Origin of the sequence: Citrobacter sp. MGH105 (genome assembly GCF_001037485.2) — a bacterium.
Lineage (GTDB): Bacteria > Pseudomonadota > Gammaproteobacteria > Enterobacterales > Enterobacteriaceae > Citrobacter > Citrobacter portucalensis.
Genome location: NZ_CP073048.1, coordinates 1,510,930 through 1,526,284 on the forward strand (window position 1 = coordinate 1,510,930; position 15,355 = coordinate 1,526,284).

The following is a 15,355-nucleotide window of genomic DNA, read 5'->3' on the forward strand; positions in this document are numbered from 1 at the left end:
CCTGGCACGATGGCCGGATAATGTTTTATCCGGCCAGGGATGATTAATCGTTACGTTTTTCCACAAGCTTATCAAGGAATTGCCACAGCTTCTCATTCATTTGCTGGTAGTCCCAGGCGCGCATCTCTTCAACCGGGCGGATGAAGCGTTTCCCTTCAGCTTCAGCCAACTCTTGCTCTGAGTGCTGAATTAATCCTTCAATCGCGTCAGCAGTGAACTCCATATGGCACTGGAAACCATAGACGAAATTACCGTATTGCACGATTTGTCGTGGGCAGCCTTCGCTGGCAGCAAGAATGGTCGCCTGGTCGGTTATTCCTGGCATGTCGTTGTGCCAGTGACCGACGGTAAGCGGTGAGCCGAAATGGCTGAACAGCGGGTGCTGTTGACCGGCTTCGGTCAGAACGATGGGGTAGTGACCAATTTCTTTTTCCGGACTCTGGCACACCTTCGCACCCAGCGCTTCGCCGATTAACTGTGAACCCAGGCAGATCCCCACCACAATTTTACGTGCCGCAATCGCCTGGTTGATCAGATGCTGCTCGGCCTGAGAATCAAAGTACGGGCACTCTGCCAGCGTGGTTCGTGGTGACTGTGGACCGCCAAACACCACCAACATATCGAAATCATCGGCGTTCGCAGGGACTGCTTCTCCGGCATAAACGCGCGACCAACTGACGCTATAGCCGCGTGATTCGGCCCACGGCAGATACGCGCCAGCAGATTCAAAAGACTCATGAATAACAAAATGAACTCGCACTTTTTCTCTCCTGTTAGCGCTTTAGCGCCTGATGAATATCAACCGCCAGCTTATCAATGTCGCTGTCTTCTAATGTTGACAGCGTAATGCGTAAACCGTGTGCAGGCGTATTGACGCCGAACACTTCGCCTTCCCGCACCAGCCAGCCGGACTTTGCCAGCGCAAAAGCGATCTCCTGACTGTGATCTGCCAGCGGTAACCACAGATTCAGACCGTCACCGACGGGCAGTTCAATGCCATGTTGGCGCAGAGCCGAATTCAGCTTTTGCTGCTGGACGGCGTAAAACTGCTGCGTTTGTGCCAGTGTGTGTTGATATGTCTCGTCACTCAGGCACGCGCAGGCTAAATCCTGCAGCAGATGGCTGACCCACTGACTACCGGAGTTGAGCCGTAAACGCAGTTTCCCGGATGTGACGGGATCGCTGGCTACGATGGCCAGGCGTAAATCCGGGCCTAAGGTTTTCGACATCGAACGGACAATCGCCCAATGCGTGGTTTCCTTCGCAATCACCGGATACCAGTGGCAAGCAGATAGCAGCGCAAAGTGGTCGTCGACGATCACCAGCGTCTGCGGATAGCGGGCCAGGATTTCCTGCAATTGCGCCGCGCGTGAGGCGCTCAGGCTGCATCCTGTGGGGTTATGCGCGCGCGGTGTCAGAATTACCGCCCGCGCGCCTTTCTGTAGCGCGAGTTCCAGTTGGTCCGGCAGCATGCCTTCGTGGTCAACATTGGCCGGACTGGCGGAGAAACCAGCATAACGCAGCATGTTGATGCTGCTCAAAAAGCATGGATCTTCTACGACAACGCTATCACCAGGCAGTAAATGGGCGCACAGTAGCCGTTCGATAGCATCAATAGCGCCGCTGGTGATATCAATTTCCCCTTTGCCGGGCATTGCATTTTGCATCCATTGTGATGCCCATACCTTAAGCCCTGGTGACACAGCGGCATCGCCGTACAAACGCGGATTCTTATTTACCTTTGCGAAATAACTACTCAGGTCAGGAAGACGCGAGGGCGCTGGATTCCCGCCGGAAAGATCGACAAGCGGGGTATCCGGATTACCACCTTCCAGCGCAACCGGGGCATTAATCCCCTTAATCACCGTGCCGTTGCGTCCCAGGCTCTGCGCCAACCCGGAGGTGACCAGGCGTTTGTAAGCCGCCGCGACAGTATTGCGGTTCACGTTTAATTCCGTTGCCAGTTCCCGCACTGGTGGCAACGTTTCTCCCGCTGCCAGCGTGCCTGTAGCGACATGTTGACGGATACTGTCAAAAATTTCGTTAGCGGTTTTTCCGTCGATCATTATTGACCTATGACAAAATGAATTTTAGCATATGACGATAATAGTGAGGCGTAAGCGCGCTGTCCAGCGAGAGGAGAAATTTATGGAGCAGGGGAGTGATATTCAGTCAGTGCTCTTCGACGATAAGCATCGGGCATTACAGACCGATATTGTCGCCGTCCAGTCACAGGTGGTATATGGCAGCGTAGGCAACAGTATCGCTGTTCCGGCTATTAAAGCGCAGGGATTACGCGTGACGGCAGTACCCACGGTACTGTTCAGTAACACCCCGCATTATGAAACCTTTTATGGCGGCGTTATTCCGGCCGAGTGGTTTAGCGGTTATCTCCGCGCCTTAAATGAGCGTGATGCTCTGCGCGAGCTGAAGGCGGTGACTACAGGATACATGGGCAGCGCAGAGCAAATCGCCTTGCTGGCACAGTGGCTGGAAACCGTTCGGGCAACGCATCCGGACCTGTGCATTTTGGTCGACCCCGTGATTGGCGATACGGATAGCGGTATGTATGTCAAAGCCGAAATCCCGGAGGCTTATCGTCAGCACCTGCTGCCGCTGGCGCAGGGGCTGACGCCGAACGTGTTCGAGCTGCAAATGCTGAGCGGAAAGCCGTGTCGAACGCTTGATGAAGCCATTACGGCGGCACAATCACTGCTCACTGACACCCTGAAATGGGTGGTAATTACCAGCGCGCCGGGGGATACCGAAGAGATTATTAACGTTGCGGTGGTGACGGCTGAAACGGTTGAGGTGTTCGCTCACCCGCGGGTGAAGACGGATTTAAAAGGCACCGGCGATCTGTTCTGTGCTGAACTGGCGAGCGGCATTGTGCTGGGGAAAGCGCTGACTACGGCAGCATACGATGCCGCGCAGCGCGTACTGGACGTAATGAGCTGGACGCATCAGTGCGGTTGTGATGAATTAATTCTGCCACCGGCAGGGGAGGCGCGATGAAGAGTTACCGGCTGGTAGTTCGCCAGAATGGGCGTATGGTTGGACATTTTGACACCAACGGGGCAGCAGCGCTGGAAGATATCTGTGTAGCGCGGGCCATGTTTGGTATTGCGGGTGGCTACGACTGTGAATTGTTAGTGGCAGACTCGGAGCGACGGATGCTGGAAAGCGGGCCGGAAGGGATGAAGATTCTGATGCGCGAGGCGTGTTACCGACCGGTCACCTCACAGATTTAATGCCGGATGGCGACGAGAACGTCTTATCCGGCCTACGTTACGGAGTTTGCTGTAGGCCGGATAAGCGTAGCGCCATCCGGCAGGGTTTTGATATCCATCAGATAAAAAAAATGGCGCCTGATGGCGCCATCTTTCTCTGCAAAAAGAATTACTTCTTGATGCGGATAACCGGAGTCTCACCCACTGTCACGCTACCGGACAGTTTGATCAGCTCTTTGATTTCGTCCATGTTGGAGATAACAACCGGAGTCAGGGTAGACTTGGCTTTTTCTTCCAGCAGCGGCAGATCGAATTCAATAACCGGGTCGCCCACTTTCACGCGCTGACCTTCTTCAGCGATGCGTTTGAAGCCTTCGCCTTTCAGTTCAACGGTATCAATACCGAAGTGAACAAACAGCTCAATGCCGCTGTCGGATTCGATAGAGAAAGCGTGGTTGGTTTCAAAGATTTTGCCGATGGTGCCATCAACAGGGGCAACCATTTTGTTACCGGTTGGTTTGATAGCAATGCCATCACCAACGATTTTTTCAGCAAAAACTACATCCGGCACGTCTTCGATGTTGACGATCTCGCCAGAGAGCGGAGCAACGATCTCAATAGTTCCGGTGTCTTTCTTATCATCAGAAACCAGAGATTTCAGTTTATCGAACAAACCCATGATCTTCTCCTAAGCAGTAAATTGGGCCGCATCTCGTGGATTAGCAGATTGTTTTTTCTTCAATGAACTTGTTAACCAGCGTCATTAACTCGTCCGTTGTCGGTTGAGCAAGAGCCTGCTCTGCTAACACCTTCGCATCTTCGAAGTTCGTGTTACGGATAATCTTCTTAATGCGCGGGATAGAAATGGCGCTCATAGAGAATTCGTCCAGACCCATCCCCAGCAACAGAAGTGTAGCACGTTCGTCGCCTGCAAGCTCACCACACATGCCAGTCCATTTGCCTTCAGCATGAGAAGCATCAATAACTTGCTTGATCAGCGTCAGCACAGATGGCGACATCGGTTGGTAAAGGTGTGAAATCATATCATTACCACGGTCAACTGCCAGGGTGTACTGCGTTAAATCATTGGTGCCGATACTAAAGAAATCAACTTCTTTGGCTAAATGACGCGCAATTGTTGCCGCAGCTGGTGTTTCCACCATCACGCCAATCTCAATGCTTTCGTCAAATGCTTTACCTTCGTCGCGCAGTTCCTGTTTGTAGATTTCGATCTCTTTGCGCAGTGCACGCACTTCTTCAACAGAGATGATCATTGGGAACATGATGCGCAGTTTGCCGAAAGCAGAGGCGCGCAGAATAGCGCGAACCTGGTCACGCAGGATCTCTTTACGATCCATGGCGATACGCACAGCTCGCCAGCCCAGGAACGGGTTCTCTTCTTTCGGGAAGTTCATGTACGGCAGCTCTTTATCGCCGCCGATGTCCATGGTACGGACGATGACCGCCTGAGAGCCACAGGCTTCAGCAACGGCTTTATACGCAGCAAACTGTTCTTCTTCAGTTGGCAGCGACTCACGGTCCATGAACAGGAATTCGGTGCGGTACAGACCCACACCTTCAGCGCCGTTACGCTCGGCGCCTTCAACGTCACGAACGGTACCGATGTTGGCGCAAACTTCAACCTGGTGACCGTCCAGCGTGATAGCCGGCAGATCTTTCAGCTTAGCGAGTTCCGCTTTCTCGGTTGCAACCTGCTCCTGAACGGCACGCAGTTGCTCAATAACGTCGTTGGTCGGATTGACGTAAACCTGATTGTTTACGGCATCCAGAATCAGATAGTCGTCGTTTTTCACCTGAGAGGTTACGCTACCCGTACCTACGATAGCAGGCAGTTCCAGAGAACGCGCCATGATAGAGGTATGGGAAGTACGTCCGCCCGCGTCAGTGATGAAACCCAGCACCTTGTTCAGGTTCAGCTGTGCGGTTTCTGACGGGGTCAGGTCTGCGGCAACCAGGATAACTTCGTCCTGGATAGCGCTTAGGTCGATAATTGCCAGACCCAGAATGTTACGCAGCAGGCGTTTACCGATGTCACGTACGTCAGCCGCACGTTCTTTCAGGTATTCATCATCCAGCTCTTCCAGGGCTGTGGCCTGACCTTCGATAACTTCATGCGCAGCTGCATCAGCCGTCATGTGCTTATCTTTAATCAGGGCTATGATTTCCTGCTCCAGCTCCTCATCTTCGAGCAGCATGATATGCCCTTCAAAGATGGCTTCTTTTTCTTCACCGAACGTTTCACCAGCTTTGGTTTTGATCGCTTCCAGTTGCGCAGATGCCTTGGCACGACCGCTCAGAAAACGTTCAACTTCCTGATCAACCTTGTCGGCAGAAATTTTTTTCCGGTCAATGACGATCTCGTCTTCTTTCAGCAGCAATGCTTTACCGAAAGCGATACCCGGGGATGCTAAAATGCCTGAAATCATAACCCTACCTTACTTGTGACTGATATTTAAAAGAACTCGTTGAACTTACTCGAGTTCAGCCATCAGTTTAACCAGATGCTCAACTGCTTTCTGCTCGTCTTCACCTTCTGCGGACAGGGTGACAACGGTACCCTGAGTCAGGCCCAGAGTCTGCAGTTTAAACAGGCTTTTGGCGCTAGCGCTTTTGCCGTTGGAAGTCACAGTAATTTCAGAAGTAAAGCCTTTTGCTTCTTTAACAAACTGAGCAGCAGGGCGAGTATGCAGACCGTTCGGAGCGGTAATGGTAACTTCTTGCTGGAACATTATATTTCCCCAACTTATAGGTTTAGTGTTGTGGAACTAAAGTCTAGCCTGGCGGCTCAACTTTAGCCTGTATTGTTAGCATCGGCGTAAACTGGACGCGACACAAAAGGAGTTCGGTGCAATCCGTTGCTGGCAACTTCTTGCCGCTGACGTTTCGTTCGTCATTAAACATTATGCAGCGAAAGGAAGAGTTGAACCAAATCATAAAATCGATTCAGCTAGCGCTTTTCCTGTAACGATTAATTTCGCGCATCAAAATAATTAGCTTGGTTAAATACCAGTTCCGGCGGGTTGAATCAATGCCAGGAGAGTTGAAACTTTGAAGCAGGCCACAAAAAAGCACCCAAAAGGGTGCTTTTTTACGCGTTTTTAACATGCTGGCACTACTGTTGCAGTTCTTTCTCTGTAAAGAGATCGGCAAACAGTGCAGTGCTCAGATAACGCTCACCCGATGACGGTAGAATAACCACTATATTCTTATTGGTAAAGGTTTCATCTTCCTGGAGCTTAAGCGCGGCAGCAACCGCAGCACCGGAAGAGATCCCAGCCAGAATACCTTCTTCTTCCATCAGACGACGCGCAGTAGAAATAGCTTCATCATTAGTGATGGCAACGACTTTATCGATAAGCTTCAGATCAAGGTTGCCCGGAATAAAGCCTGCGCCAATGCCCTGAATTTTATGCGGGCCTGGTTTGAGTTCTTCACCTGCCAGCGCCTGGGCGATAACCGGGGAGTCGGTAGGTTCAACCGCGACGGTGATCAGATCGGTTTTGCCTTTAGTGCCTTTAATGTAACGGGTCACACCAGTCAACGTACCGCCGGTACCGACGCCGGAAATAAAGACATCAACCTGGCCATCGGTATCTTCCCAGATTTCCGGGCCGGTAGTTTTTTCGTGGATTTCCGGGTTTGCCGGGTTGCTGAACTGCTGCAGCAGCAGGAATTTTTCCGGATCGCTGGCCACAATTTCTTCCGCTTTCTGAATCGCGCCCTTCATACCTTTTGCGCCTTCGGTCAGCACCAGGTTCGCGCCCAGCGCTTTTAAGAGCTTGCGGCGCTCAATGCTCATGGTTTCAGGCATGGTCAGAGTCAGTTTGTAGCCGCGAGCTGCGGCAACGTAGGCCAGCGCAATCCCTGTGTTGCCGCTGGTTGGTTCGACCAGCTCTACACCCGGTTTCAGTACACCACGTTTTTCGGCATCCCAAATCATGTTGGCACCGATACGGCATTTGACGCTAAAGCTTGGGTTGCGTGATTCCACCTTCGCCAGAATGCGTCCGTTACCGATACGGTTCAGTCGAACCAGCGGCGTATGACCGATAGTCAGCGAGTTGTCTTCAAAAATCTTACTCATGGCCTGTCCTTAACTGTATGAAATTGGGATACCGCTTCAGCATACCTGTTGAGCAAGTATGGGGAAGTAAGGAATTCGTATATCTATATGCCACCAGGAAATAATGCGTTGCAGTATGGAATAAGAGCGGGCATAAGCCAGCCCGCTTTTACACATTTTTGCATTACTTCCATAACGCGTGCTTAGCACGATAGCAGTCTACCCACATCGCCGTGGCACCACAAACCGCGACCGGCATGATGAACAGATTGAGCACCGGAATCATGGTGAACAGGCTGGTCAATGCGCCAAATTGCATATTGGTGACCTTGCGTGTGCGCAGCGCGACGCGCATCTCCTTAAAAGGCACCTTATGGTTATCAAACGGATAATCGCAGTACTGAATGGCCAGCATCCACGCGCTGAACAGGAACCACAGCACTGGGGCGACGGTCTGACCAATACCCGGAATAAAATAGAGGATCAGCAACACGACGGCGCGCGGGAGATACCACGCCAGCTTTTGCCATTCACGTTTCATGATACGGGGAACATCTTTCATGATGCCGAGAACGCCGGTATCAGGCGGTGTTGCGCCCGTTAAGCGTGCTTCCAGTTGTTCAGCCAGCAGACCGTTAAACGGCGCGGCAATCCAGTTGGCTATGGTGGAAAACAGGTAGCCGAACACCAGTAGTACGGAGATAGTGACAATCGGCCACAGCAAGTAGCTGAGCCACTGAAGCCAGTCAGGGACGTGACTCATCAGCGCGGGGATCCAGCTATCGAGTTGTGTGAATAGCCACCAGAATGCGCCGCCCATCAGCAGGATATTCACCAGCAAAGGCAGGATGACAAAGCGACGAATGCCCGGTTGGGTGATGAGCTTCCATCCCTGTGAAAAGTAATAAAGGCCGCTGCGAGGTACGACTGCAGATGATGAAACCATGGTCAGGACATACTCCTTGTTATATAAGCTCTGGTAAACTTTGCGTATCTTACCGGGTTGTTGAGCGTTAAGCTGTTCAGAAATGTTCGAAAAAACAGCAAAAAGCACAATTTTGTTCATCTTTATGCCGTGAAAGCCAAGAGTGCACTTGCACTTGGCGTAATCGACAAATACTCTTAGTGAGTAAATGTTTGCCGTGGTGGCAAGGTGTTAGAACAACAGAGAATATAATGATGCAGGATTTGCGTCTGATATTAATCATTGTTGGCGCGATCGCCATAATCGCTTTACTGGTACATGGTTTTTGGACTAGCCGTAAAGAGCGGTCTTCTATATTCCGCGATCGCCCACTGAAACGCATGAAGTCTAAACGTGAAGACGAGGATTCGTTCGACGACAACGTCGAGGAAGACGAAGGCGTGGGCGAAGTTCGCGTTCATCGTGTGAATCATGCTCCCGGTAACGCGCAGGAACATGGTGTTCCTCCTCAGTCGCCGCAACACCAGTACCAGCCGCCTTATGCGTCTGCTCAGCCGCGTCAACCCGCGCCGCAGCCTGCACAAGCGCCGGTACCGCCGCCGCATGCTCAGCAGCAGCCGCAGCCTGTACAACCGCAGCAGCCGGTGCAGCATCAGCCTGTTCAGCAACAACCTGTGCAGCAGCCGATGCAGCATCAGCCCGTTGCTCCGCAGGTTCAGCAGCCCGTGCAGCAAGCACCGCAACCTGCGCCGCAGGCTTTCCAGCCCGCAGAGCCTGCCGTTGAACATCAACCGCAGCCTGAGCCGGTAGTTGAAGAAGCGCCTGTTGCTGAAAAACCGCAGCGTAAAGAAGCGGTCATTATTATGAACGTTGCGGCGCATCACGGTAGTGAGCTCAACGGTGAAGTGCTGCTCAACAGCATTCAGCAAGCCGGTTTTAAATTTGGCGATATGAATATTTTCCATCGTCATTTGAGCCCGGATGGCAGCGGTCCTTCGCTGTTCAGCCTTGCCAATATGGTTAACCCAGGAACGTTTGACCCCGAAATGACGGGTGATTTCAGCACCCCTGGCGTGACTATTTTTATGCAGGTTCCGTCCTACGGTGACGAGCTGCAAAACTTTAAGCTGATGCTGCAGTCCGCACAGCACATTGCCGATGAAGTGGGTGGTGTGGTGCTCGACGATCAACGTCGCATGATGACGCCGCAGAAACTGCGCGAGTATCAGGACCGCATCCGCGAAGTTAAAGAATCTCGCGCCTGATTTTCCTCTGGCGTGACATCTCCTTGCTAAACCCCCGCCTGTCGGGGGTTTTTTATCATTGATGGTGCGATATGGAATCAATCGAACAACAACTGACAGAACTGCGAACCACGCTTCGCCATCATGAGTATCTCTACCATGTGATGGATGCGCCGGAAATTCCCGATGCGGAATATGATCGCCTGATGCGTGAACTGCGCGAGCTGGAAGCGCAGCATCCGGAACTTATCACCCCCGACTCGCCAACCCAGCGTGTTGGCGCCGCCCCGTTAGCAGCGTTCAGCCAGATTCGCCATGAAGTGCCAATGCTGTCGCTGGATAACGTGTTTGATGAAGAGAGTTTTCTCGCCTTCAACAAGCGCGTGCAGGACAGACTGAAGAGTACGGACAAACTAACCTGGTGCTGCGAACTGAAGCTGGACGGGCTGGCGGTCAGTATCCTGTATGAAAACGGAGTGCTGGTCAGTGCCGCAACGCGTGGTGATGGTACCACGGGGGAGGACATTACCTCGAACGTGCGCACCATCCGTGCGATCCCATTAAAACTGCGAGGCGATAACATTCCGACGCGTCTGGAAGTGCGCGGTGAAGTGTTCCTGCCGCAGGCCGGATTTGAAAAAATTAACGAAGAGGCCCGCCGTACTGGCAATAAAGTGTTTGCTAACCCACGTAACGCAGCGGCCGGGTCATTGCGCCAGCTCGATCCACGTATTACAGCGAAGCGACCGCTTACTTTCTTCTGCTATGGCGTTGGTGTGCTGGAAGGTGGCGTGCTGCCTGATACTCACCTGGGCCGTCTGCTGCAATTTAAAGAGTGGGGACTGCCGGTAAGCGACAGGGTAGCGCTGTGTGACTCGCCGGAGGAAGTACTCGCTTACTATCACAAGGTTGAAGAAGACCGACCGATGTTGGGCTTCGATATTGACGGCGTGGTGATTAAAGTCAACTCTATGGCGTTGCAGGAGCAACTTGGTTTTGTCGCTCGCGCGCCGCGCTGGGCGGTGGCCTTTAAGTTCCCGGCGCAAGAGCAGATGACCTTTGTTCGCGATGTTGAGTTTCAGGTCGGACGTACCGGGGCGATTACGCCCGTCGCTCGTCTTGAGCCGGTTCAGGTTGCCGGGGTTCTGGTCAGTAACGCCACTCTGCATAATGCCGATGAAATCGATCGTCTGGGGTTGCGTATTGGCGATAAAGTCGTTATTCGCCGGGCGGGCGATGTGATCCCGCAGGTCGTCAACGTGGTGCTTTCCGAGCGCCCGGAAGAGACGCGTGAAATTGTGTTTCCACAGCATTGTCCGGTGTGCGGGTCTGATGTTGAACGTGTGGAAGGCGAAGCGGTCGCTCGCTGTACTGGCGGCCTGATCTGCGGGGCACAGCGTAAGGAGTCGTTGAAACACTTTGTTTCTCGCCGCGCGCTCGATGTTGACGGTATGGGCGACAAAATTATCGATCAACTGGTCGAGAAAGAGTATGTCCATACGCCAGCAGATCTCTTCACCCTGACGGCAGGCAAGCTGACCGGTCTTGATCGTATGGGGCCGAAATCGGCGCAAAATGTGGTGAATGCGCTGGAAAAAGCGAAAGAAACGACGTTTGCCCGTTTCCTCTACGCGCTGGGCATTCGTGAAGTCGGCGAGGCCACAGCCGCAGGTCTGGCGGCGTATTTCGGCACGCTTGAAGCGCTGGAAGCGGCCTCTATTGACGAGCTGCAAAAAGTGCCGGATGTCGGCATTGTGGTGGCGACGCACGTGTTTAATTTCTTTGCCGAAGAGAGCAACCGCGAGGTGATAGGCCAGTTACTGGCGCAGGGCATTCACTGGCCTGCGCCGGTGGTCATCAACGCTGACGAAATCGACAGCCCCTTCGCGGGCAAAACGGTGGTGCTGACCGGAAGCCTGAGCCTGATGTCGCGTGATGACGCCAAAGCACGGTTGACCGAACTGGGCGCGAAAGTAGCCGGTAGCGTGTCGAAGAAAACCGATCTGGTTATTGCCGGCGAAGCGGCGGGTTCGAAACTGGCAAAAGCGCAGGAACTGGGTATTGCCGTGATCGATGAAGCTGAAATGATCCGCTTACTGGGTGCCTGAGATGGAAAAAGAGCAGCTGGTTGAAATCGCCAACACCGTGATGCCCTTTGGCAAATATAAAGGGCGTCGGCTGATTGATGTCCCGGAAGAGTATCTGCTGTGGTTTGCCCGTAAGGATGAATTCCCGCCGGGTAAACTGGGCGAGCTGATGCAAATCACGCTGCTGATTAAAACTGAAGGGCTGACGCAACTGGTGCAGCCCCTGAAACGCCCGCTCTAAGCCTTTGCGGCGCGGCTTTTCTGCTGCGCCTGCAATGCGTCTGTTTGTTGCTTGTAGCGACGTGCCAGCACGGCACACACCATCAGCTGAATTTGATGGAAGATCATCAACGGCAGCACCATCATTCCTATCACTGACGTCGGGAACAGAATATTTGCCATTGGGATCCCATTCGCCAGGCTCTTTTTCGATCCGCAAAAGACAATGGTGATCTCATCGGCTTTGTTGAAGCCGCATTTCCGCGCAACAAAGACGTTGATGCCAATCACGATTGCAAGCAATACGATGCTGACCACCACGATAAACAGCAGCGAACCAATCCCCACTTTGTGCCAGATCCCGTTAACCACGGCTTCACTGAAGGCGGAGTACACCACCAGCAAGATGGAGGATTGGTCCGTTTTGGCGATCCATTTTTTATGTCGGGACACCCAGTTACCAATCCACGGACGTGAAAGATGTCCCAGTACGAACGGCAGCAGCAGCTGCAGCATGATTTTCCCCACCTGCTCCAGACTGCCTTCTGCGCCATGCATATTCATTACTAGGCCAACCAGCAACGGCGAGAGAAAAATACCCAGCAGGCTGGAGGCCGAAGCGGAACACACGGCGGCAGCAACGTTACCCCCCGCCAGCGACGTAAAAGCGATTGCCGACTGCACCGTGGCCGGCAAAATACACAGGTACAGGAAACCGGTGTACAGCATCGGGTCAACATTTACCGGTGCCCACCAGGCGAACAGAACGCCCAGCACCGGGAAAACAACAAACGTGCTGCACATCACCCACAGATGTAAACGCCAGTGACTACCGCCGGCAATAATGGCTTCACGCGAAAGCTTCGCCCCGTGCATAAAAAACAGTAGGGCAATGGCAGCGGTGGTTAAGCCTTCAAAGAAAGGTACAAAGCCACCTTCGGCCGGGAAAAAGGACGCCAGTAAAACGACCGTAATCAACGTTATCGTGAACGGATCAAGGATACGAAAAAGTTTCATAAAAGCTCCTGAAATTCGGTAGGAACATTTTGCGTTTTTCTGTTTGAGAAATAAAATTGATTTATTGCATCCATATATGAATCGAATAGATGAATTACTCTCTGCGTCAGCTCCGTATCTTTGTTACCGTCGCTCAGGCCAAAAGCTTTAGCCGGGCGGGGGATATCATTGGCTTAAGCCAGTCTGCGGTCAGCCACAGCGTTAAAGAGCTGGAAGGGCAGACGGGTGTGCGGTTGTTAGATAGAACAACGCGGGAAGTGGTGCTGACAGAAGCAGGGCACCAGTTGGCGGCGCGGCTGGAACGTATTCTGGATGAACTGCACAGCACGCTGCGTGAAGCAGGCCAGGTGGGAACGCAGTTAACCGGAACGGTGCGCGTTGCCGCCAGCCAGACAATATCTGCTCACCTTATTCCACAGTGTATTGCCCAGAGTAATCAGCTTTATCCAGCAATCGATTTTGTGCTGCACGATCGTCCGCAACAGTGGGTGCTGGAGAGTATTCGTCAGGGCGAGGTAGATTTTGGCATTGTGATAGATCCAGGTGCTGTGACCGATCTGCAGTGTGAAGCGGTGTTATCCGAACCGTTCCTGCTGTTGTGTCGAGGGGATCATCCGCTAGCCCAACGCGAATGGGTAAATTGGCAGGATTTATATCATGAGCGCCTGGTATTACAGGATTACGCTTCCGGCAGTCGACCGTTGATTGATGCGGCGCTGGCTCACTTTTCCATTGAGGCCAATATCGTTCAAGAGATAGGTCACCCTGCCACGCTTTTCCCGATGGTTGAGGCGGGGATTGGTATCAGCGTGCTGCCTGCGCTGGCGCTTCCTCTGCCACAGGGCAGCCATTTGCAGGTTAAACGCCTGACGCCGGTTGTGGAACGACAATTGATGCTGGCACGACGTAAAAATCGTTCTTTATCGACTGCGGCTCAGGCGCTGTGGGACGTAGTACGGATGCAGGCCAGTGAATTAACCGCCGGTCGGGCACGGGATCCTTTGTACCAGCTTTAACGATATGGCTGGTGTTTGTCATGTCGTTAAGTTTGGCTTTCAGTATCGATGAACTGATCGTTAACTTTTATATTTTTACCCGGCACCGGACTACCTCTTTATATTTATAAATTCTCCTGCGATATTCTTAGGCAATTGCTCAGCTTGCGGATTTGTAAGGCTATTTTAAATTATTACTTTTTTTCTTGACCTTCCACTTGCTGGAAGGTTGATACTCTTTATACGCAAGTACGGATAGCAGTATCTAATACAATGATGTATGGCGATTGATTAATGAAATGACTAAGCAATTTATACAGTAACTCGTTATAGGTAGAATTAACACGATCCCGATGGAGTAATATTAGTGACATGTTAAATAATCCTACAATAGCTGGTTGCTGAAACTAATCCGGTAAATATATTTAACTAATGGGGTATTGGCGGCGATGATAAGCAAAAATAAAATTTTAATTGCAATGCAAATTAGTATGCTGGCATGGTCTGGTTATACGTTTGCAGCAGACAGAGTGTATGTAGCAAATGAAGGTGCAGATTCAGTTAATGTACTTGATGCTGCGTCTTTAAAGACTGTAGATAAAGTACATGTTGGTAAAATGCCGCATAACGTTCAGGTGTCACCAGACAATAAAACAGTTTGGGTAACCAACCTTGGTGCTAACGGGACACATTCATCAGGCTCTGAACATATGGATATGAGTAAAGATACCCATTCTGAGAAGATGGACATGGGCAAAGATTCTCATGCAGGCAAAAAGGAACATGGCGAAGTTTGGGTTATTAATGCCGAGAATGATACAGTTATTGCAAAACTTCAGGTTGGCGCACACCCTGCGCATGTTGTCGTCACCCCTGATGGGAAAATGGCGTATATCTCAAATAGTGCAGATAACACCATCAGCGTGATTGATGCAGAGCATTTGAAAAATCTAACGACAATTAATGTAGGTAAGTTCCCTCATGGCCTCAGAGTGAGTCCTGACGGTAAAGAAGTTTATATCGCGAATATGAAAGGGGGCTCGGTATCCGTTGTTGATACAGCCAGTAATAAAGAAGTCGCGCAGATCCCATTAGGTAAAATGCCAGCCCAGGTAGGTTTCTCACCGGACGGAAAACTGGTGTTTGTTTCCCTGTCTGGTGAAGACGCTGTAGCGGTGATTGATACAGCAACGCGTAAAGTTGTGAAGAAAATTAATGTCGGTACCGTACCAATCCAGCTGTTTGGCACTCCGGATGGTAAAAGCATGCTGGTAACCAATCAGGGCTCGAAGAGCAAGCCGGGTAACACAATAAACATGATTGATATCGCAAGCCTTACGGTAGCGAAAACTATCACTACTGGCAATGGGGCCCATGGCGTGGTTGTCGATAAAAATGGCAAATATGCTTACGTAACTAACTCATTTGCAAACTCTGTCTCGATGATTGACATTAATGAGCGTAAGGTAGTGAACACGCTCCCGGTAGACAACAACCCAAATGGTATTAGCTGGGGCTCTGTTGACGTGACGCCTAAATAACTGTGCTAGCATT

15 protein-coding genes are annotated in these 15,355 nt (G+C 51.7%); 7 read left to right on the plus strand and 8 right to left on the minus strand.

The genetic code is table 11. The features are described 5' to 3' along the window. Positions 1–43: 43 nt before the first annotated feature. Both SK35_RS07035 and ptsJ read right to left on the minus strand, forming a co-directional pair. Positions 44–760, minus strand: coding sequence for a type 1 glutamine amidotransferase (locus SK35_RS07035; RefSeq protein WP_048215811.1), 717 nt, complete (start codon positions 758–760; stop codon positions 44–46). 13 nt (positions 761–773) lie between these two features. Then, positions 774–2,066 (minus strand): MocR-like B6 salvage transcription factor PtsJ, encoded by a 1,293-nt coding sequence (gene ptsJ, locus SK35_RS07040; RefSeq protein ID WP_048215812.1) that lies wholly within the window; start codon positions 2,064–2,066, stop codon positions 774–776. Between the two features lie 82 nt (positions 2,067–2,148). Here ptsJ and pdxK point away from each other — a divergent pair, with 82 nt between their 5' ends. Both pdxK and SK35_RS07050 read left to right on the plus strand, forming a co-directional pair. Next, on the plus strand, positions 2,149–3,015 hold the full coding sequence (gene pdxK / locus SK35_RS07045) for a pyridoxine/pyridoxal/pyridoxamine kinase (RefSeq protein ID WP_048215813.1): 867 nt from the start codon (positions 2,149–2,151) through the stop codon (positions 3,013–3,015). Beyond that, positions 3,012–3,251, plus strand: a complete 240-nt coding sequence (locus tag SK35_RS07050; RefSeq protein ID WP_008785406.1) for a hypothetical protein — start codon at positions 3,012–3,014, stop codon at positions 3,249–3,251. Before pdxK ends, SK35_RS07050 begins: the two co-directional genes overlap by 4 nt. 148 nt (positions 3,252–3,399) lie before the next feature. On the opposite strand, the gene crr is transcribed toward SK35_RS07050, so the two are convergent. The 5 genes from crr to cysZ form a co-directional block, all read right to left on the minus strand. Continuing rightward, positions 3,400–3,909 (minus strand): PTS glucose transporter subunit IIA, encoded by a 510-nt coding sequence (crr, locus tag SK35_RS07055; RefSeq protein WP_000522253.1) that lies wholly within the window; start codon positions 3,907–3,909, stop codon positions 3,400–3,402. A 40-nt stretch (positions 3,910–3,949) separates the two neighbouring features. Beyond that, positions 3,950–5,677 carry a phosphoenolpyruvate-protein phosphotransferase PtsI gene (gene ptsI / locus SK35_RS07060; RefSeq protein WP_008785405.1) on the minus strand — a complete coding sequence of 576 codons (1,728 nt, stop codon included), beginning with the start codon at positions 5,675–5,677 and terminating at the stop codon, positions 3,950–3,952. Positions 5,678–5,722: 45 nt separating this feature from the next. Then, positions 5,723–5,980, minus strand: a complete 258-nt coding sequence (ptsH, locus tag SK35_RS07065) for a phosphocarrier protein Hpr (protein WP_002913505.1) — start codon at positions 5,978–5,980, stop codon at positions 5,723–5,725. A gap of 383 nt (positions 5,981–6,363) precedes the next feature. Then, positions 6,364–7,335, minus strand: coding sequence for a cysteine synthase A (cysK, locus tag SK35_RS07070; protein ID WP_003038091.1), 972 nt, complete (start codon positions 7,333–7,335; stop codon positions 6,364–6,366). 163 nt (positions 7,336–7,498) lie between these two features. Further along, entirely contained in the window at positions 7,499–8,260 is a 762-nt protein-coding gene (gene cysZ, locus SK35_RS07075) for a sulfate transporter CysZ (RefSeq protein ID WP_057066948.1), read from the minus strand. Between the two features lie 230 nt (positions 8,261–8,490). Here cysZ and zipA point away from each other — a divergent pair, with 230 nt between their 5' ends. The 3 genes from zipA (at position 8,491) to SK35_RS07090 (ending at position 11,811) form a co-directional block, all read left to right on the plus strand. Then, positions 8,491–9,504: a cell division protein ZipA gene (gene zipA / locus SK35_RS07080; RefSeq protein ID WP_048215814.1), complete on the plus strand. Its 1,014-nt coding sequence runs from the start codon at positions 8,491–8,493 to the stop codon at positions 9,502–9,504. Positions 9,505–9,575: 71 nt separating this feature from the next. Further along, entirely contained in the window at positions 9,576–11,591 is a 2,016-nt protein-coding gene (ligA, locus tag SK35_RS07085) for an NAD-dependent DNA ligase LigA (protein WP_048215815.1), read from the plus strand. Position 11,592: 1 nt separating this feature from the next. Then, positions 11,593–11,811 (plus strand): DUF3820 family protein, encoded by a 219-nt coding sequence (locus SK35_RS07090; protein ID WP_003038102.1) that lies wholly within the window; start codon positions 11,593–11,595, stop codon positions 11,809–11,811. Here SK35_RS07090 and SK35_RS07095 read toward each other — a convergent pair. Further along, a complete protein-coding gene (locus SK35_RS07095) occupies positions 11,808–12,806 on the minus strand; it encodes a bile acid:sodium symporter family protein (protein WP_003038103.1) in 999 nt (332 codons plus the stop codon). The genes SK35_RS07090 and SK35_RS07095 overlap by 4 nt on opposite strands. A gap of 89 nt (positions 12,807–12,895) precedes the next feature. Between SK35_RS07095 and SK35_RS07100 the strand changes: the two genes are divergently transcribed. After that, positions 12,896–13,822 (plus strand): LysR family transcriptional regulator, encoded by a 927-nt coding sequence (locus tag SK35_RS07100; RefSeq protein ID WP_032944140.1) that lies wholly within the window; start codon positions 12,896–12,898, stop codon positions 13,820–13,822. A gap of 428 nt (positions 13,823–14,250) precedes the next feature. Next, a complete protein-coding gene (locus SK35_RS07105; RefSeq protein ID WP_048215816.1) occupies positions 14,251–15,342 on the plus strand; it encodes a YVTN family beta-propeller repeat protein in 1,092 nt (363 codons plus the stop codon). Positions 15,343–15,355 lie beyond the last annotated feature (13 nt).